Source organism: Rhodoplanes elegans, from assembly GCF_016653355.1.
In the GTDB taxonomy this organism is placed as follows: Bacteria; Pseudomonadota; Alphaproteobacteria; order Rhizobiales; family Xanthobacteraceae; genus Rhodoplanes; species Rhodoplanes elegans.
Window position 1 is genome coordinate 1 of sequence record NZ_NHSK01000115.1, and the last position, 19,503, is coordinate 19,503.

Sequence of the window (19,503 nt, forward strand, 5' to 3'; positions counted from 1 at the left end):
TCCCCGGGCGCTCCGCCCGCATGCTAGGATGCCGGGTCCGCGCCCTCCCGGCCCGCGACTGCGAGGCCCGAAGCACCCCCGAAATCGTCCCCCGAAGCCGTCCCTTAAAACCCATGCGCGCCCTGCTCTCGCACGACCTCCAGACGCTCCGCATCTTCCTCACCGCCTGCGAGCTGCGCAGCATGAGCAAGGCGTCGGAGCGGCTCAACATCGCGCTGTCGGCGGCGAGCCGCCGGGTCAGCCTGCTGGAGCACGAGGTCGGCACCCAGCTCATCCTGCGCCGGCCGCACGGCATCGAGCCGACCGCCGCCGGCATCACCATGATGAACTACGCCCGCGACGTGCTCCGCCTCGGCGAGAAGCTGCAGGTCAATCTGGAGGAGCACCGGCTCGGCGTGCGCGGCTATGTACGGATGTGCGCGTCGAGCTCGGTGCTGGTGCATCGCCTGGCGCACGATCTCTCGCGCTTCGTCACCGCCAATCCCGAGATCAAGCTCGATCTCGAGGAGCGGCCGAGCGAGTCGACCATCGACGCGGTGCTGCACAAGCAGTGCGATCTCGGCGTGATCGTGAAGAGCAGCGCCGTCGACGGCCTCGCCGTGATCCCCTACGAGGGCGACCAGCTCGCCGTGGCGCTGCGCGGCGACCACCCGCTCGCCGACCGCAAGGCGCTCGCCTTCGCCGACATCCTCGACGAGGATCTGGTCGGGCTGGAGAGCGGCACCGCCGTCCACCGGCTGCTCTCGTTCCGGGCCCGCGAGCTCGGCCGGGTGATGAAGACGCGCGTCCAGGTGCGCAGCTTCGAGGTGATGTGCCTGATGATCTCGGAGGGACTCGGCGTCGGCGTGCTGCCCGAGAAGGCCGTGCAGCCGCTCGCCGCCGCCATGGGGCTGCGCCTCGTCCGCCTCGCCGAACCGTGGGCGACGCGCGAATACGCGATCTGCGTGCTGGCCGGCGAGGAGCCGCCGCCGCCGGCCCGGCGCCTGATCGACTTCCTGACCGACCGCCCGAGCGCGCCGCCGAAGCGGACCCGGTTCACGCCCCGCGGCACCGGGCGGAAGGGGCGACCGGCGGGGCGGTGAACGAGTCTCCGTCATTCCGGGGCGCCGCGAAGCGGCGCGCCCGGAATCCATACCCCCGGCAGCAGCGGCTCACGACAGACAGGGGTTATGGGTTCCGGGCTCGGCGCTGCGCGCCGCCCCGGAACGACGGCCACCTCGTTCAGCGTCCCCGGTTTCCAATTCCGCGAAACCAGTCTCGGCCGATTTCTGATTCCACTTCCTACCGCGCTGCCGATACCGTTTCGAGGCGAGGACGATCGATGCCGCTGACACTGCCGTCGACCACCGATCACGAGGACATCCGCGAGGCCGTACGCGCGCTGTGCGCCGACTTCCCGGCCGAGTACTGGCGCACGCTCGACGAGACGGCCGCCTATCCGGAGGCCTTCGTCGATGCGCTGACCCGCGCCGGCTGGCTCGCCGCGCTGATCCCCCAAGAATACGGCGGCTCGGGCCTCGGCGTCACCGAGGCGTCGATCATCCTGGAGGAGATCAACCGGGCGGGCGGCAACTCGGGCGCCTGCCACGGCCAGATGTACAACATGTCGACGCTGCTGCGTGCCGGCTCGGCCGAGCAGAAGCAGCGGATCCTGCCGCGCATCGCGACCGGCGAGATCCGCATGCAGTCGATGGCCGTCACCGAGCCGACCACCGGCTCCGACACGACCAAGCTCAAGACCACCGCGGTGAAGCAGGGCGATCGGTACGTCGTCAACGGCCAGAAGGTGTGGACGTCGCGGCTGCAGCACTCGGATCTGATGATCCTGCTCGCCCGCACCACGCCGCTCGACCAGGTGAAGAAGAAGTCGCACGGCCTCTCGGTGTTCCTGGTCGACGTCGCCGAGGCGATGAAGGCCGGCATGACGGTGCGGCCGATCCGCAACATGGTCAATCACGAGACCAACGAGGTGTTCTTCGACGCGCTCGAGATCCCGGCCGAGAACCTGATCGGCCAGGAGGGCGAGGGCTTCCGCTACATCCTCGAAGGCCTCAATGCCGAGCGCACCCTGATCGCCGCCGAGTGCATCGGCGACGGCCACTGGTTCGTCGACAAGGCGGTCGCCTACGGGCGGGACCGCGTGGTGTTCGGCAGGCCGATCGGCCAGAACCAGGGCATCCAGTTCCCCATCGCCCAGGCCCACATCCATGTCGAGGCCGCGAGCTTGATGCGGTTCAAGGCGGCGGCGCTGCACGACGCCGGGCAGCCTTGCGGCGCCGAGGCCAACATGGCGAAGCTCCTGGCCGCCAACGCCTCGTGGGAGGCGGCCAACGCCTGCCTGCAGACGCATGGCGGCTTCGGCTTCGCGGCCGAGTACGACGTCGAGCGAAAATTCCGCGAGACCCGGCTCTATCAGGTGGCGCCGATCTCCTCGAACCTGATCCTCGCCTATGTGGGAGAGCACGTGCTCGGCCTCCCACGATCCTATTGAGGTGACGATGGGGACGACCCGGAGGTTCGCCGACTGGGAGTCCCGCGACGAGGCGCAGCGCCGCGCCGCTCTTTTACGCGCCCACGAATCCGTGGCGACGCTCGGCCGCACGTTGCACGCCGTCGTCGACGTGATGCCGGGGACCGCCGACACGCCCGAGGCGGCGGACGGCCCGCTCGCCGGCCTGACCTACGTCGCCAAGGACATGATCACGACCGGCGTGCATGCTCCGAGCTGGGGCCGTGCGGTGCCGTGCACCGACATCGGCGCGCGCGCGAGCGTGCTGCGCCGGCTCGACGCCGCCGGCGCGACGCTCGTCGCTACCGCCGAGATGACCGAGCTCGCCTACGAGCCCTCCGGTCACAATGTCTCCCGCGGCCGCGTGCTGAATCCGTGGAGCTTCGAGCACATCGTCGGCGGCTCGTCGAGCGGCTCGGCCGCGCTGGTCGCGGCCGGCTGCTGCGACGTCGCGCTCGGCTCCGACACCGGCGGCTCGGTGCGCATTCCGGCGGCGTGCTGCGGCATCACCGGGCTCAAGCCGACGTTTGGAACTCTGCCGCTCGACGGCGTGATGCCGCTCGCGGAAACCCTCGACACGCTCGGGGTTTTCGCCCGGAGTGCCGCGACGCTGGCGCATGTCTGGCCGGTGCTGTCGGGCATCGCACCCGGCGATACGGCGATGCCGCGTCGCGCCGTCCTGCTGGTCGACACCTTCGACGCATGCGAGCCGGCCGTGGTGCAGATCTGCGAGGCCGCGGCCGCCGTGCTCGCGCAGGCGGGCGTCGTGATCACGAAGGCCGCCGGCTTTCCGGAGGACGTCGACCGGAACGCGCTGGTGATCATGCAGGCCGAGGCCGCTCGGACCCACGCCGCGCTGATCGACGACCCCGGCACCGAGCCCGTGCTGAGAAAGCGCCTCGCCAAGGGGTTATCCATCGACGACGCCGCGCTCGCCGCCGCCCGCGACGCGCGCGGGCCGCTCGCGCAAGAATTCCTGCGCGACGCGCTGGGCGACGCGGACGTCGTGCTCCTGCCCGTGATGCCGATCGCGACGCCGCACGTCGCCGCGGTGACGCCCGGCGACCCGGCTTTCGATCCGAAACGGCTCTATGCGCTCAGCCGCTTCACCCGCTTCGTCAACGTGCTCGGGCTTCCGGCGCTGGCGCTGCCGGCGGGCTTCGACGCGGCCGGCCTGCCGGTCGGCCTCCAGATCGTCGGCCGCCCCGGTGCCGAAGCACGGCTTCTCGCGCTCGGCCAAGCCTTCCAGGCGCGCACCAGCTGGCACGGCCGCGTGCCACGCGCGATCGTCGAGACGATCACGACCGACCAGATCACGACCGACGCGATCGCCACGGGCGCGATCGCCAGAGGATTCGCCGCATGACCAACACCCCCTCGTCGGCACTCGCCGGGCTGCGCATCCTCGATCTCACCCGTGTGCGGGCCGGCCCGACCTGCTGCCGGGTGTTCGCCGATTTCGGCGCCGACGTGATCAAGATCGAGGCGCCGGCCGGCGTCGATCCGAACGAAGGCACGAACGGCGCCCGCAGTGGCGCCGACATGCAGAACCTCCACCGCAACAAGCGCACCGTCACGCTGAACCTGAAGGCCCCGAAAGGCCTCGCGCTGTTCAAGCGCATGGTGGAGACCGCCGACGTGGTGGTGGAGAACTACCGGCCCGACGTGAAGATCCGCCTCGGCATCGCCTACGAGGATCTCAGACGCATCAACCCGCGCATCATCCTCGCCTCGATCTCGGGCTTCGGACAGGACGGGCCGTATCGGCATCGCCCGGGATTCGATCAGATCGCGCAAGGCATGGGCGGACTGATGGGGGTGACGGGCCTGCCCGGCCAAGGCCCCGTGCGGGCCGGCATCGCGGTGGCGGACTCGTCCGCCGGCCTCTACGCGGCGATCGGGATTCTGGTCGCGTTGGCCGAGCGCGAACGCTCCGGCGAGGGCCAGTGGGTCCGCTCGTCGCTCCTGCAGGCGCAGATCGCCATGATGGACTTCCAGGCGGCCAAGTATCTGGTCGAGGGCACCGTGCCGAAGCAGGCCGGCAACGACCATCCCTACACGACTCCGATGGGCGTGATGCGGACGGCGGACGGCTGGATCAATATCGGGGTCGGCGGACAGGGCCAGTGGCGCGCTTTTTGCGATGCGATCGGCGAGCCGGCGCTGGCGACCCACCCGGACTACGATTGTCAGGAGAACCGCCTGCGCAATCGTGACACGTTGAAGGAGCGCCTCGCCGCAGTGTTTGCTCGCAAGACGTCGCACGACTGGCTGACCCTGCTCGAGGAGGCGAACGTGCCGGCCGGCCCGATCTACGCCATGGACGAGGTGTTCGCCGATCCGCAGGTGCAGCATCTCGGCATCGCGGTGCCGGTCGACGATCCCGAGCGCGGCACGCTGCGGCTGGTCGGCCAGCCGGTCGAACTGTCGCGCACGCCGGCCGCCCTGACCACGCTGCTGCCGGCGGCAGGCGCCCACAACGACGAGATCCTGTCCGAGCTCGGCCTCGGCCCGGACGAGATCGCGACGCTTCGCAAGGAGCGGGTGATCTGATGATGAGCCTCGGGTCATTCCGGGGCGCGGACCGAATGGTCCGCGAACCCGGAATCCAGCCGTGACCAAAGCGCCAGTCGCTGGATTCCGGGTTCGCACGCTGACGCGTGCGCCCCGGAATGACCAGCACAAGGACGCACGACGTACACTTGACGCAGCAGTTCCACCCCCGTCCCGTAAAGGAGGATGCCGATGCGCCGTAGAGTCCTCGCCTTGTTCGCCGTCGCCGCGCTGGCGATCGTCTCGCCGCTCGGCCACGCAACGCCGGCCGTCGCCGCCGGCCCCGAGCCGAAGCCGCTTCCGACGCCGACCAAGCTGACGGTCGGTTATCAGAAGGTCGGCCATCTCGCGCCGATGATGATGATCGTCGACAAGCTGAAAGGTCTCGGCGTCGAGCTCGAGCTCGTCGAGTTCGCCCGCTACGCCGACGCCCGCACGGCGCTGCTCGCCGGCTCGCTCGACGTCGCCTCGGTCGGGCCGGCCGATCTCGCCATCTCGCTCGCGCAAGGGTCGACCGACGTGGTCGGCATCATGGGGGTCGGCTCCTCGCCCAAATACGTGATCGGCCGCACCGGCGTGAAGCTCGACTCGTTCGAGGATCTGAAGGGCAAGAAGATCGCCATCGCGCCGGGCTCGGCCGTGTGGTTCCAATTCGCCGCGACGTTGGTCGAGAAAGGCGTGCCCTACAACAGCTTCCAGGCCGTCAACATCCAGGGCGGCGGCGCCAACTTCAACCAGGCGCTGAAGAAGGGCGAGGTCGACGGCATCGTCACCTGGGAGCCGTTCGAGTCGATCCCGGTGATGGAGGGCTACGGCTTCTTCGCCAAGAACCTCGAATACTCCTCCTCCAAGGCGGTCGGCGCCGAGCTCGGCATGATCATGGCGTCGAAGACCGCGGCGACCAAGAAGCGCGATGCCATGGAGCGTTTCGTCTGGGCCTATCTGGACGCCCAGGAGCAGCTCAAGAAGGATCCGAAGAAGTTCGCCGAGGCCTACGCGAAGCTCTCCGGCATGCAGCCCGACATCGCCGCCAAGGCGGCGCAGATCATCACCCTCGGCGAGGTCGTGTCGCCCGACCAGATCAAGCGCCAGGCCAAGGCCTTCGCGGATCTCGGCGTGATCCAGAAGGACGTCTCGGGCCAGATCGACGGCGCCTGGGACGGCAGCTTCGTCACCAAGGCGCTCGGCAAGTGATTCGGCCGCTTCGCCCCGCGGCTTGACGACGAGACGAGGACGCGCGCTGATGTCGGTCGCCATGCAGCCGGCCACCCCCACGGACGCACGACGCGGCGCGGCGCGCGTCGACACGGCGAGCGGCCTTCCCTCGGGACGGCCTCGCGGCGCGCCGCTGCGGGGCTCGTCGCGGCTCTTCGGGCGCGTGCTGCTCGCCGTCGCCCTGCCCGTCCTCGTCGTCGCCGCTTGGCAGATCGCCGGCACCGGCGGCTCGCTGTTCGGCGGCGTGCTGCCGACGCCGGATCGCGTCTGGGCCGCCTGGCAGACCTGGGCGTTCGGTGCCCAGGGGCTCGGCCTCAACCCGTATTCAGGCACCTGGCTCGACAATCTCCTCTACTCGGCCGAGCGGGTGGCGAAGGGCTTCGGCTGCGCCATCCTGATCGGTGTGCCGGCCGGCATCGCGATCGGCTGGAACCGCATCGCGGCCGGCGCGCTCGACCCCACCATCCAGATTCTGAGGCCGATCCCGATCACGGCATGGCTGCCGTTCTCGATCGCCGTGTTCGGCATCGGGCCGGGCGGCGCGATCTTCCTGATCGCGCTCGGCGCCTTCTATCCGATCGTGGTCAACACCAGCCAGGGCGCCCGCGACGTCGATCGCATGCTGGTCCGCGCCGCGCTGATGATGGGGGCCGGGCCGTTCACCATCCTGCGCCGCGTCGTGCTGCCGGCCGCGCTGCCGTCGATCTTCACCGGGCTGCGCATCGGGCTCGGGATCGGCTGGACGGCCGTGATCGTCGCCGAGATGGTGGCGGTGAAGTCCGGGCTCGGCTATGTTCTGTGGGACGCCTATTACGTCGGCCGCATGGACGTGGTGATCGCCGACATGATCACGATCGGCCTCTTGGGCTTCCTCAGCGATCGTCTCGTGCTGCTCGCCGAGCGCTGGGCGCTGACCTGGCGCCGCCTGCAGTCCCATCATTCCTGAGATCGCCGCGCGAGACCACCATGGGCACCGTGCAGTTCCAGAACGTCAGCAAGACCTTTCCGGGCGTGCGCACCGTGCGGGCGCTCGACGACGTGAGCCTGGAGATCGGCGAGGGCGACTTCGTCGCGCTGCTCGGGCCGTCCGGCTGCGGCAAGTCCACGCTTCTCAACCTGCTCGCCGGCTTCGACCGGCTGTCGGCCGGCGCGCTGCTGTTCGACGGCCGCCCGGTGACCAAGCCCGGGCCGGACCGCGGCGTCGTCTTCCAGGAGGCGGCGCTGTTCCCCTGGCTCGACGTGTGGAACAACGTGATCTTCGGGCCCAAGGTGCAGGGCGTGCCGAAGTCCGTCTACGAGCCGCGCGCCCGCGAGCTTCTCCACCTCGTCGGGCTCGACGCCTTCGCCGAGGCGCTCCCCGTGCAGCTCTCCGGCGGCATGCGCCAGCGCGTCGGCATCGCCCGCGCGCTGGTGATGAACCCGCGCGCCCTCCTGATGGACGAGCCGTTCGGCGCGCTCGACGCCCAGACCCGCCTGTCGATGCAGCAGCTCCTGCTCGACGTGTGGGAGACGCTCGGCACCACGGTGCTGTTCGTCACCCACGACATCGACGAGGCGATCTTCCTGTCCGACCGCGTCTGCGTGATGTCGGCGCGACCCGGCCGCATCGTGCGCACGATCGCGATCGAGCTGCCCCGCCCGCGCTCGATCGCCAGTCTGACGAGCCCGGCCTTCGTCGCCTACAAGGCCGACATCCTGAAAGAGATGAACGTGATGCACCATTGAGGATTCGGGGGCTTGCTATTGACCTCGGCGGCCGTGGCTCACCCCCCTCCCCACCCCTCCCCCACAAGGGGGGAGGGAGCAGGCCGTGCTCGCGGCATAGTGCACTCACACTCCGCATGAGACGTCTGCTTCATAGCGTCGGCCAAACCGAGAAGCACCTCGCTCCTGCGTTCCCTCCCCCCTTGTGGGGGAGGGACAGGGAGGGGGGTAGGCCGCACACTCCGCTCCCGTTACCGACCCGAGCAAACAACTGAAAAGCCTCATGTCCAACCCCCGCATTCCCTACCGGCTCTCCTCGGCGCGGCCGCCGCTGCCGGCGCTCGACGGCAAGCGCATCCTGGTCCACCTCGTCGTCAACGTGGAGAACTGGCTGTTCGACCAGCCGATGCCGCGCACCATCGTGACGCCGCCGCACGGCCGCGAGACGGTGCCGGACGTGCCGAACTTCTCCTGGGCCGATTACGGCATGCGGGCCGGGTTGCCGCGAATTCTGAAGTGCTTCGCCGAGCGCGGCCTGCCGGCCTCGACCAGCATCAATGCCGGCGTGATCGACGCCTACCGGCCGGCCGCCGAGGCGATGCGCGACGCCGGGTGGGAGTTCATCGGCCACGGCATGCACCAGAAGGCGACCAATCACGTCGAGGGCGGAGAGGAGGCGCTGGTGCGGGCGAGCCTCGGGATACTCGCCACCTTCACCGGCACGCGGCCGCGCGGCTGGCTGTCGCCCGGCCTGCGCGAGACCGTCGACACGCCCGACATCCTGAAGAGCGCCGGTGTCGACTATGTCTGCGACTGGGTGGTCGACGACCGCCCGTCCTGGATGACCACGAAGGCCGGGCCGCTGATCGCGCTGCCCTACAATCTGGAGATCAACGACTCGATCATCTACGCGATCGAGCGCCACGCCACCGGCGAGATGGCGGCGCGGCTCGGGCACACGCTGCGCCGCTTCGAGACCGAGTGCCGCGACAGCGCCATCGTGCTCGCCCTCGGCCTGCACCCGCATCTGATCGCGGTGCCGCACCGCATCCACGAGCTCGACCGCATGCTCGATCTCTTGATGGCGTCGCCACAGGTCGGCTTCTTCACGGGCAGCCGCTTGGCCGACTGGTTCGCAGCCGCCGTGCCGGCCGGAACCGAGCTGGGAGAGGGTTGAGATGGATTTGGCGCTCGCCGGCCGCTCGGTTCTCGTCACCGGCGGATCGCGCGGCATCGGCCGCGCCGTCGCCGAGAGCTTTTTACGCGAGGGTGCACGGGTGGTGATCACCGGGCGGAACGCCACCCAGCTCGACGCGACGGCGGGCGAACTGGCCGTGCTCGGCGACGTGAGGGTCTTCGCGGGCGATCTCGCCCAGGCGGGCGAACGCGAGAGACTGTTCGCGGCGCATCCGACGATCGACGTGCTGGTCAACAATGCCGGCGCGATCCCGGGCGGCGATCTGTTCGGTCTCGCCCTGCAGCAATGGATCGAGTCCTGGCAGCTGAAGGTGTTCGGCTACGTCCACCTGATGCAGCTCTATCTCGAGGCCATGAAGGCGCGGCGCGACGGCGTCGTCGTCAACGTCATCGGCATGGCCGGCCAGGCGCCGCGCTTCGAGTATGTCTGCGGCTCGGCCGGCAACGCCGCGCTGATCGCGCTGACCCGCGCGGTCGGGGCGAAGAGCGTCGACTGGAACGTGCGCGTCGTCGGCATCAATCCGTCGCCGACCCGGACGAGCCGCATCGAGACGATCGCCCGCCGAAAGGCCGAGGACCGCTTCGGCGATCCTGAGCGCTGGCGCGAGGCGCTCGGGCCGCTGCCGTTCGGCCGGCTCGCCGAGCCGGAAGAGATCGGCGATCTCGCCGTGATGCTCGCCTCGCCGCGCGCCGCCTATCTCAGCGGCACCGTGGTCGACGTCGACGGCGGCCAGATGTTTCGCGGTCAGTGATCACCCCGCGCCGAGCATCCTGGCGACATTGTAGGTGACGAAGGCGGCCGCGTAGGCGAGCGTGATCATGTAGCCGAACGACACCGCCATCCAGCGCCAGCCGCCGGTCTCGCGCCGGATCACGGCGAGCGTCGAGGCGCATTGCGGGGCGAAGATGTACCAGGCGAGCAGCGCCAGCGCGGTGGCGAGGCTCCAGCTTTGGGCGAGCGTCGCGCCGATCTTGTCGGCCGCCTCGGCGCCGCCCTCGATGGCGTAGACGGTGCCGAGCGCCGCGACCGCGACCTCGCGGGCCGCCATGCCGGGGACGAGCGCGACGTTGATGTGCCAGTCGAAGCCGATCGGCGCCGTGATCGGCTCCAGCGCCCGGCCGATCCAGGCGGCGAGGCTGTACTCGATCGCCGGCTCGGTCGCGCCCTCGGGCGGGCGCGGGAACGAGGCGAGGAACCAGATCAGCACCATCATCGAGAAGATGGTGGTGCCGGCCCGCTTCAGGAACATCATCGCCTTGGTGTAGAGGCCGATCAGGATGCTCTTCGGCCGCGGCAGCTTGTAGTCCGGCAGCTCGAGCATGAACGGCTCGGTCGGGTGGTCGCGCCAGAACAGACGCTTGGCGACGAAGGACACCAGGAGCGCGCTCGTGATCCCCGCCGCGTAGAGCCCGAACATCACGAGCCCCTGCAGAGAGAGCACGCCGAGCACGTCCTCGTCCGGGATGAAGGCCGAGATGATCAGCACATAGACCGGGATGCGGGCCGAGCAGGTCATCAGCGGCGCCACCAGGATGGTGGTCAGCCGGTCGCGTCGGTTGTCGATGACGCGGGTCGCCATGATGCCCGGGATGGCGCAGGCGAAGCTCGACAGGAGCGGGATGAAGGCGCGGCCGTGCAGGCCGGCGCCGCCCATCACCCGATCCATCAGGAAGGCGGCGCGCGCGAGGTAGCCCAGATCCTCGAGCACCAGGATGAAGAAGAAGAGAATCACGATCTGCGGCAGGAACACCAGCACGCTGCCGACGCCGGCGATGACGCCGTCCTGCACGAAGCTCTGCAGCAGGCCTTCCGGCATGTGGGCCTGGACGAGCGCGCCGAGCGCCTCGAAGCCCGCCTTGATCCCGTCCATGGCCGGCGTCGCCCAGGTGAACACGGCCTGGAACATCACGAACAGCACGGCGAGCAGGATGACGATGCCGAACACCGGATGCAGCAGCACGGTGTCGAGCCGGCCGGTCAGGGTGTCGGGGCGGCCCGGCGCCTGCACGGCGGCAGCCAGGATGCGGTCGGCCTCGCGCTGGGTGGCGCGCAGCTCGGCGGCGGACGGCGGCGCCCAGGCCTGCTCGGCCGGAGCGGCCGGGCGGTCGGCGATCAGCGCGTCCATGCGGGCGACGAGCGCCTCGACGCCGCCGCGGCGCACCGCCGTCGAGGTGACGACCGGGATGCCGAGCTCCGCCGAGAGGCGGTCGAGGTCGAAGGCGAAGCCGCGCTTCTTGGCGATGTCGATCATGTTGAGGGCGAGCATCATGGGCCGCCCGACGCGCTTGAGCTCCAGCACCAGGCGCAGCGCGATGCGCAGATTGGTGGCGTCGGCGACGCACAGGAGCATGTCGGGGACGGTCTCGCCGGCGAGCTGGCCGAGCACCGCGTCGCGGGTCACCTTCTCGTCCGGGCTTCTCGCCCGCAACGAATACGTGCCGGGCAGGTCGAGCAGGTGGACGCTGCGCCCCGAGGGCGTCTGGAACTGGCCGGACTTGCGCTCGACCGTGACGCCGGGATAGTTCGCCACCTTCTGGCGGCTGCCCGTGAGGGCATTGAACAGGGCGGTCTTGCCGCAGTTCGGATTGCCGACCAGGGCCAGATGCCACGGCCCGGCCGGTTCGGCGGCGCTCATGACGGAATTCCGGTCAGCTCACCAGGATCGCCATCGCCTCGCGGCGGCGGAGCGCGATGGTGGCCTCGTTGACCCGCACGGCGATCGGATCGCGGCCGAACATGCCCTCGTGCAGGATCTCGACGCGGGCGCCCTCGACGAAGCCGAGCTCGAGGAGGCGGCTCTCCAGCTCGCCGGCCGGCAGGCCGACGGCATGGCCGTTCACCGCGATCGCGTCGATGCGGCCGCAGAAGCCGCGGCGCGCGGTGCCGAGCGGAAGCGAGGAGACCGAGGCCTGCAGATCGACGGCCTGGCGGTCGACAACGGCATGCGGGTTGGAAAACACATCAGCCATGAGACGGCCTTCGGTCCTGAAACAACGCAATTGAGAACCACTATCATGTTTGTCCGGGACCGGGCCCTCGGAGTCAAGAAAATTGGCTCGAAAGGTCAGCAGCTTAGAACTTTTGCAAAGTAATCCCGGCCGGCTGCGACCAATCGCTTACGTACTTTACCGGAGCGACTAGACGCGCCGGACCGCTCCGTTCGGACGAGCCGACGCCCCGGTCCGCCGCACCGTTCGCCCGCTCGGGCCGCCCGCTCAGGCCGCCGCCGCGCCGGGCCGGGTGCGGGCGCGCAGCCGGTTGACGGTCTCCTGGGCGTCCTCGGCCGTGACACCGAGGCGCTGGAGGGCGAAGTCGGACATGCCGAAGGCGATCTCCCGTTCCCCCATCACGGCGAGGCCGACCCCCGCGTCGGCGAGGTAGAGCGCCTCCGCCTCCGAATGGGTGCGCACCACCGTCTCGATCGTCGGGTTGAGGGCGCGGGCGAGCGCGATCACCCGGCGGGCGTGGAAGGCGTCAGGCAGTGCCACCACGATCAGCCGCGCGAGCTCCGGGAAGGTCGCGCCGAGGACCTCGGCGCGACTGGCGTCGCCGTAGACGACCGGGGTGCCGTCGTCGCGCAGCCGCTCGGCGAGCCGGCGGTCGGCCTCGATCACCACGTAGTCGAGCCCGTGCCGGCGTAGCGCGGTCGCCACGGTCGCGCCGACCCGCCCGTGTCCCACCAGGATGGCGTGATCGACCAGCACGCCCGGCCGCGACATGAAGGAGCGGGCCTGCTGCTCGCGCCAGCGCACCATCGCGGGCCGCTCGCCGAGCCAGTCGGCGACCCGCAAGGCGATCGGGAACATCAGCGGGTTGAGCATGATGGCGACCAGCGCCGCGGCCAGCACGAGGTCGCGGCCGGTGCCCGGCAGGAGCCCCTGCCGGACCGCCAGGTCGGTGAGGATGAAGGAGAACTCGCCGATCTGCGCGAATGTCGCCCCGACCATGCCGGCGGTCTGCGGGCTCGCCCGCAGGAGGAGCAGGATCAGCATGGTGACGATCCCGGTGCCGACCCCGATGGTGACCACCAGGGTGGCGATCTCGAGCGGCATCCGCACCAGGGTCGTCGGATCGAACAGCATGCCGGCCGAGACGAAGAACAGCACGGCGAAGATGTGCTGCATCGGCAGCGCCTCGGCGGCGGCGTGATGGTTGAGGTCGCTCTCGCCGAGCACCACGCCGGCGAAGAAGGCGGCGAGGGCGAGCGAGATGCCGAACAGGAGCGACGAGCCCCAGGCGATGCCGAGCGCCACCACGGCGACGGCGAGCGTGAACAACTCGCGCGAGCCCTGCCGGGCGACGTAGCCGAGCAGCGCGGGAATCGCCTTGCGGCCGACCACCAGGATGATCGCGACGAAGCCGGCGAGCTGCAGCACGGCGCGGCCGAGCTCGAGCGCGACGTCGGCGGCCGAGCTCGCCCCGGCGCCCAGCGTCGGGATCAGCACCAGCGCCAGGATCACCACCATGTCCTGCACGACCAGCCAGCCGAGCGCCATCCGGCCGGCCGGCGCGGTGAGCTGGCCACGCTGGTCGAGCGCCCGGGTCGCGACCGCGGTCGAGGCGATGGCGAGCGACAGGCCGACGATGACGGCGGCGACGGGGTCGAGCCCGACCACCAGCCGCGCCACCGTCCAGCCGATCGCCGTCGAGACGGCGATCTGGACGAGGGCACCCGGCACGGCGCTGGTGCGCACCGCCATGAGATCACGGAACGAGAAGTGCAGGCCGACGCCGAACAGCAGCAGCGCGACGCCGATCTCGGCGAGCTCGTTGGCGATCGCCTGGTCGGCCGTGAAGCCGGGCGTGAACGGCCCGACGACCACGCCGGCCAGCAGATAGCCGAGCATCGGCGGCAACCGCACGGCGCGCGCCAGGAGGCCCCCCAGGAAGGCGACCGTCAGGCTGACCACGATGGTCGGCAGCAATCCTGCGCTGTGCACGTCGTCTCCGCTCGCGCGTCATGACATCGGGGATGGGCGATCGGGGCCGACCGGCGCCGGACGCGAGTCGGTCCCCCGTTCGGCGATCAGCATAAGGCCGATTCCCTCCGCGTCGTCTTGCGGCGGCGCATTTTTTCGCCCGTCCCGGGCGGCCGCGGCGGATCACGCCTGCGGGTTTGTGCGAAGCGAACAAACCACGGATTCGGCTGATGGAACTCTGTTCGCGCTTCGTTGCGGCGGCCGCGACGGCGGTCGTGACGGGCCGGGGGCCCGGCCGTCGGAGGCAACCCCTCGCTGCACCGGAGCGCTGCCGCACCGCGCGGCAAATTGCCCGGATTCCGAGCATTGCATACAGCGATTGCATACAATCGCTGTGGTGCGCGCCCGGATTTCCCCGTCCGAACCCTGGCACATGCTTTGCAGCACAAGTGCCATCCGCCGGCCCCGGCGGGCGAGACGGAGTGCCCTCATGTCCATGTTCGACGATCCCTTCCGGAGCGACCGCCGGCTGACCGCGGGCTGCGTCTGCGGCCGCCATGCGAGCCAGATGGAGCACGATCACGCCGCGCAGGTCGACGCACTGCAGCTTCAGCAACAGCAGGTCGTCGCGCCGGCGAGCGAGGACGATCGCTACACGGGCGTCGTCGCTTCCGCCGTGATGCGCGCGATGTTTCCCCAGGACGCCGCGCGAAGGGCCTTCCTGAAGTCGGTCGGCGCCTCGACGGCGCTCGCCGCCCTGTCGCAGTTCTTCCCGCTCGGCCCCGCCGCCGAGGTGTTCGCTCAAGGCGCCGGCGCGATCGAGAAGAAGTCCATCAAGGTCGGCTTCATCCCGATCACCTGCGCGACGCCGATCATCATGGCGCACCCGATGGGCTTCTACGCCAAGCACGGGCTCGACGTGGAGGTGGTGAAGACGGCCGGCTGGGCGGTGATCCGCGACAAGACGCTCAACAAGGAATACGACGCCGCCCACATGCTCTCGCCGATGCCGCTCGCCATCACGATCGGGGCCGGTGCGGCCCCGATCCCCTACACGGCGCCGGCGATCGAGAACATCAACGGCCAGGCGATCACGCTGTCGATGAAGCACAAGGACAAGCGCGATCCGAAGGCGTGGAAGGGCTTCAAGTTCGCGGTGCCGTTCGACTACTCGATGCACAACTATCTGCTGCGCTACTATCTGGCGGAGCACGGGCTCGACCCCGACACCGACGTGCAGATCCGCGCCGTGCCGCCGCCCGAGATGGTGGCGAACCTGCGCGCCGACAACATCGACGGCTTCCTGGCGCCGGACCCGGTCAACCAGCGTGCCGTCTATGACGGCGTCGGCTTCATCCACACGCTCTCCAAGGAGCTGTGGGACGGTCATCCGTGCTGCGTGTTCGCGGCCTCGAAGGAGTTCGTGACGAGCGCGCCCAACACCTATGCGGCGCTCCTGAAGTCCATCATCGACGCCACCGCCTTTGCCACCAAGGCCGAGAACAGGAAGCAGATCGCCGAGGCGATCGCGCCGGCCAACTATCTCAACCAGCCCGTCACCGTGGTCGAGCAGGTGCTGACCGGCACCTACGCCGACGGCCTCGGCAACGTGAAGAAGGTGCCGGACCGCATCGCCTTCGACCCGTTCCCGTGGGAGTCCTTCGCGGTGTGGATCCTCACCCAGATGAAGCGCTGGGGCCAGATCAAGGGCGAGGTCGACTACAAGAGCGTCGCCAATCAGGTGTTCCTGGCGACCGACACGGCCAAGCTGATGAAGGAGGTCGGCCTGACGCCGCCGACCACCACGACCAAGACCTTCGCCGTGATGGGCAAGACCTTCGATCCGGCCAAGCCCGACGAGTACGTGGCGAGCTTCAAGATCAAGCGCGCGTGAGCACCGGCTTGGTTCCCTCTCCCCGCCGCGCGGGGAGAGGGTGGCTCGCCGCCCAGCGGCGAGACGGGTGAGGGGGCGCTTCCGCAAAGCCGAGACTCGCGGCGACGCCCCCTCACTCGGATCGCTGCGCGATCCGACCTCTCCCCGCAAGCGGGGCGAGGTGACCAGCAAGCCCCTTCGGCGTTGATCACTTCGGAGCCGCGATGACCCGCTCCCTCACCTTTCGCGCCGCCATCGTGTCGGTGCTCCTGTTCTCCGCCTTCGTGCTGGTGTGGCACCTGGCGACGCGCGGCTCCGGCGCGACCGTCGCGATGGATCCCGAATACGCCAAGCTGATGGGCGCGACCGCGACGACCGGCAAGTCGGCGATGCCGGGGCCGCTCGACGTCGCCGCCACGGTGTGGGGCCATCTGAAGGACCCGTTCTACGACCGCGGCACCAACGACAAGGGGCTCGGCATCCAGCTCGGCTGGTCGATCCTTCGCGTCATGATCGGCTATCTGCTCGCCGTGGCGGTGGCGCTTCCCGTCGGCTTCCTTATCGGCATGTCGCCGCTGATGAGTCGCGCCCTCGATCCGTTCATCCAGGTGCTGAAACCCATCTCGCCGCTCGCCTGGATGCCGCTCGCGCTCTACACCATCAAGGACTCCGGGCTGTCGGCCGTGTTCGTCATCTTCATCTGCTCGCTGTGGCCGATGCTGGTGAACACCGCCTTCGGGGTCGCCTCGGTCCGCAAGGAGTGGATCAACGTCGCGAGGACCCTCGAGGTCGGCACGCTGCGCCGCATCTTCACGGTGCTGCTGCCCGCCGCGGCGCCGACCATCCTGACCGGCATGCGCATCTCGATCGGCATCGCCTGGCTCGTCATCGTCGCGGCCGAGATGCTGGTCGGCGGCACCGGCATCGGCTACTTCGTCTGGAACGAGTGGAACAACCTCTCCATCACCAACGTGATCACGGCGATCCTGGTGATCGGCGTCGTCGGCATGATCCTCGACCAGATCCTCGCCCGCGCCACCCGCGCCGTCACGTTCCCGGAGTGAGGGGGATGCGGATCGCACAGACCTCGTGTCCCGGGCGCGGCGCAGCACGAAGTGGTGCGCCGCAGAACCGGGACCAAAACAGACGCTCGGCATCTTGGCTCCTGGGTCCCGGGTCGGCGGTGCAGCGTTGCACGCTGCACCGCGCCCGGGACACGAGGCACGGCTCATGACCCAGAAATTCATCTCCATTGAAGGCATCTCGAAGCGCTTCTCGGCGGCCGGGGGCGGTGTCACCACCGTGTTCGAGGATCTGTGGCTCGGCATGGAGCGCGGCACCTTCACCTGCGTGATCGGCCATTCGGGCTGCGGCAAGACGACCGTGCTCAACGTGCTGGCCGGACTCGACCGGCCGAGCGACGGCGCCGTCATCGTCGACAACCAGGCGATCGAAGGCCCGAGCCTCGACCGCGCCGTGATCTTCCAGAGCCACGCGCTGCTGCCCTGGCTCACCGTGATGGGCAACGTCGCCTATGCGGTGGCGTCGAAATGGCGACGCTGGTCGCGCGCCGAGGTGGAGGAGCACGCCCAGAAGTTCATCGCGCTGGTCGGGCTCGCGGGCGCCGAGCGCAAGCGGCCGGCGGAGCTGTCCGGCGGCATGAAGCAGCGCGTCGGCATCGCCCGCGCGCTGTCGATCGAGCCGAAGATCCTGCTGATGGACGAGCCGTTCTCGGCGCTCGACGCGCTCACCCGCGGAACCCTGCAGGACGAGGTGCGGCGGATCTGCCAGGAGACCGGCCAGACCGTGTTCATGATCACGCACGACGTCGACGAGGCGATCTATCTGGCCGACCGCATCGTGCTGATGACCAACGGCCCGCAGGCCGTGCTGGCCGAGATCGTCGACAACCCGCTGCCCGTCGACCGCGCCCGCAACGACGTCCACAAGCACCCGCTCTATTACGCGGTGCGCAATCACGTCGTCGACTTCCTGGTCACCCGCTCGAAGAGTTTTTCGGACGCCGACAAGGCGGCGCTCGACCGCCGCAATCCGCCGATCGTCCGCCCCGGCGCTCCGGAGCCCGCCGTGGTGGGTGGCGATTCCCTCACGCCGTCATGGCCGGGCTTGTCCCGGCCATCCACGTCTCAGGCCGGTTGACGCGCCGCAAGACGTGGATGCCCGGCACGAGGCCGGGCATGACGGAGAACACCTCAGAACCCGCCATCAAGGAGATTGCCGATGATCCGTTCCGACCTCACCGAGAAGATTCTCGACATCAAGCGCGAGAAGGGCTGGACCTGGAAGTACATCTGCGACGAGATCGGCGGCTTCTCGCCGGTGCTGCTCGTCGGCGCCCTGCTCGGCCAGCACAAGCTGACCAAGCCGCAGGCCGCCAAGGCGGGCGAGCTGTTCGGCCTCTCCAAGGCCGAGACCGCGATGCTCAACGAGGTGCCGATGCGCGGCGCCGACGCCGTGATGCCGCCGACCGACCCGCTGATCTATCGCTTCTACGAGCTGGTGTTGGTCAACGGTCCGGCCTGGAAGGCGCTGATCGAGGAGGAGTTCGGCGACGGCATCATGTCGGCGATCGACTTCGACATGCAGATGGAGCGCCTGCCCGACCCGAAGGGCGACCGCGTGAAGATCACGATGTCGGGCAAGTTCCTGCCGTTCAAGTACTACGGCGCCTCCGGCAACGTGCCGGCCTACGGCTACAAGGAGGAGTAGGCGCAGCGCGCCTGTCCCGCGCGACGGCGGCCCGGGCGAACGCTTCGTCCGGGCCGCCGCTTTTTGATTCAAGTGATCAGCTGTGCGGCCGCGCTCGCGTTCCGAAATCCCGGATCGATTGTTTCCTGAGAGCGAACAACGCTGTGCCGCGGCGCACACTATTCGCTGCGATGCAGCATAGGTATATTTACGAGCATCCGGCCCGGATGAGCGGCACCCTTCGCCCGCGTCGCGCGTTTCGTTCGGGCCGCCGTCCCAGGATGCTCGACCATGCTCTCGCTCGCCCTCAACGCCGCGCTCGCCGTCTATGGCGCGATCTTTCTCGCCGGCGCCCAGGCGTTCGCGCCGGCCGATCCCTACACGCAGGCGCTCGGCTTCGCGGTCGCGGGCCACGATCGCGCCACCGTGCGGGCCGTGGACCAGGAGGCCTGCGTGTTCGCCGTGGACGACACCGTCATTCATCTCGGCGCGATCGACCGGGCGCGGCTCGGCTTCGCCCTGATGACGGCCCAGACCGGTTGGGGGCCGATCCGGCACGTCGCCGTCACGCTGCATGGCGAGACCCCGGTCTACGAGCGCATCGAGAAGGGGCTCGACGAGGAGGGCCCGTGGGACGACGAGGCGGTGCGCATGCTCAAGCGCGTCGTCAAGGCGCGCAGCCCCGAGCTGTTCCACGACCGACGGGTGGTCGAGACCGCCGTCACGCTGCGGCTGCCGACCAGCGACATCGAGCGGGTCCGGCAGGACTGGGCCACGGCGATGCGCGGCTGCGCCGCCAAGCGCCCGGGGCCGGCGACGCCGG

Annotated in this window: 17 protein-coding genes; 14 read left to right on the plus strand and 3 right to left on the minus strand. The window is 69.6% G+C overall.

The features are described 5' to 3' along the window. The first annotated feature begins 113 nt into the window (after window positions 1-113). The 9 genes from CCR97_RS15270 to CCR97_RS15310 all read left to right on the plus strand — a co-directional run bounded on the left by CCR97_RS15270 (window position 114) and on the right by CCR97_RS15310 (window position 9,930). Window positions 114-1,082: a LysR family transcriptional regulator gene (locus CCR97_RS15270; protein WP_201159621.1), complete on the plus strand. Its 969-nt coding sequence runs from the start codon at window positions 114-116 to the stop codon at window positions 1,080-1,082. 239 nt (window positions 1,083-1,321) lie between these two features. Next, window positions 1,322-2,491, plus strand: coding sequence for an acyl-CoA dehydrogenase family protein (locus CCR97_RS15275; RefSeq protein WP_111357211.1), 1,170 nt, complete (start codon window positions 1,322-1,324; stop codon window positions 2,489-2,491). Between the two features lie 7 nt (window positions 2,492-2,498). Continuing rightward, entirely contained in the window at window positions 2,499-3,875 is a 1,377-nt protein-coding gene (locus CCR97_RS15280; RefSeq protein WP_170145814.1) for an amidase, read from the plus strand. Next, window positions 3,872-5,062 carry a CaiB/BaiF CoA transferase family protein gene (locus tag CCR97_RS15285; RefSeq protein ID WP_111357215.1) on the plus strand — a complete coding sequence of 397 codons (1,191 nt, stop codon included), beginning with the start codon at window positions 3,872-3,874 and terminating at the stop codon, window positions 5,060-5,062. The genes CCR97_RS15280 and CCR97_RS15285 overlap by 4 nt, the downstream gene beginning before the upstream one ends. Window positions 5,063-5,254: 192 nt before the next feature. Beyond that, window positions 5,255-6,256 (plus strand): ABC transporter substrate-binding protein, encoded by a 1,002-nt coding sequence (locus CCR97_RS15290; RefSeq protein WP_111357217.1) that lies wholly within the window; start codon window positions 5,255-5,257, stop codon window positions 6,254-6,256. Window positions 6,257-6,305: 49 nt separating this feature from the next. Continuing rightward, window positions 6,306-7,223, plus strand: a complete 918-nt coding sequence (locus CCR97_RS15295; RefSeq protein WP_201159622.1) for an ABC transporter permease — start codon at window positions 6,306-6,308, stop codon at window positions 7,221-7,223. Window positions 7,224-7,243: 20 nt separating this feature from the next. Continuing rightward, a complete protein-coding gene (locus CCR97_RS15300; RefSeq protein WP_111357219.1) occupies window positions 7,244-8,002 on the plus strand; it encodes an ABC transporter ATP-binding protein in 759 nt (252 codons plus the stop codon). Window positions 8,003-8,264: 262 nt separating this feature from the next. Continuing rightward, on the plus strand, window positions 8,265-9,158 hold the full coding sequence (locus CCR97_RS15305) for a polysaccharide deacetylase family protein (RefSeq protein WP_111357222.1): 894 nt from the start codon (window positions 8,265-8,267) through the stop codon (window positions 9,156-9,158). Between the two features lies 1 nt (window position 9,159). Continuing rightward, on the plus strand, window positions 9,160-9,930 hold the full coding sequence (locus CCR97_RS15310; protein ID WP_111357224.1) for a short-chain dehydrogenase/reductase: 771 nt from the start codon (window positions 9,160-9,162) through the stop codon (window positions 9,928-9,930). Here CCR97_RS15310 and feoB read toward each other — a convergent pair whose 3' ends face one another. The 3 genes from feoB to CCR97_RS15325 all read right to left on the minus strand — a co-directional run bounded on the left by feoB (window position 9,931) and on the right by CCR97_RS15325 (window position 14,119). Continuing rightward, window positions 9,931-11,814: a ferrous iron transporter B gene (gene feoB / locus CCR97_RS15315; RefSeq protein WP_111357226.1), complete on the minus strand. Its 1,884-nt coding sequence runs from the start codon at window positions 11,812-11,814 to the stop codon at window positions 9,931-9,933. Between the two features lie 13 nt (window positions 11,815-11,827). Continuing rightward, window positions 11,828-12,148 (minus strand): FeoA family protein, encoded by a 321-nt coding sequence (locus CCR97_RS15320; protein ID WP_111357229.1) that lies wholly within the window; start codon window positions 12,146-12,148, stop codon window positions 11,828-11,830. A gap of 246 nt (window positions 12,149-12,394) precedes the next feature. Continuing rightward, window positions 12,395-14,119 (minus strand): cation:proton antiporter, encoded by a 1,725-nt coding sequence (locus CCR97_RS15325; RefSeq protein ID WP_201159623.1) that lies wholly within the window; start codon window positions 14,117-14,119, stop codon window positions 12,395-12,397. 469 nt (window positions 14,120-14,588) lie between these two features. Here CCR97_RS15325 and CCR97_RS15330 point away from each other — a divergent pair, with 469 nt between their 5' ends. The 5 genes from CCR97_RS15330 to CCR97_RS15350 form a co-directional block, all read left to right on the plus strand. Next, window positions 14,589-15,992, plus strand: a complete 1,404-nt coding sequence (locus CCR97_RS15330; protein ID WP_111357231.1) for a CmpA/NrtA family ABC transporter substrate-binding protein — start codon at window positions 14,589-14,591, stop codon at window positions 15,990-15,992. Between the two features lie 203 nt (window positions 15,993-16,195). Then, complete coding sequence (gene ntrB, locus CCR97_RS15335) at window positions 16,196-17,035, plus strand: nitrate ABC transporter permease (protein ID WP_111360725.1); 840 nt, start codon at window positions 16,196-16,198, stop codon at window positions 17,033-17,035. Window positions 17,036-17,201: 166 nt separating this feature from the next. Then, window positions 17,202-18,131, plus strand: coding sequence for an ABC transporter ATP-binding protein (locus CCR97_RS15340; RefSeq protein ID WP_111360452.1), 930 nt, complete (start codon window positions 17,202-17,204; stop codon window positions 18,129-18,131). Window positions 18,132-18,212: 81 nt separating this feature from the next. Beyond that, window positions 18,213-18,701 carry a cyanase gene (gene cynS, locus CCR97_RS15345; RefSeq protein ID WP_111360451.1) on the plus strand — a complete coding sequence of 163 codons (489 nt, stop codon included), beginning with the start codon at window positions 18,213-18,215 and terminating at the stop codon, window positions 18,699-18,701. Between the two features lie 270 nt (window positions 18,702-18,971). Beyond that, the coding region (locus CCR97_RS15350) for a hypothetical protein (RefSeq protein ID WP_201159624.1) at window positions 18,972-19,503 on the plus strand (532 nt) is incomplete at its 3' end.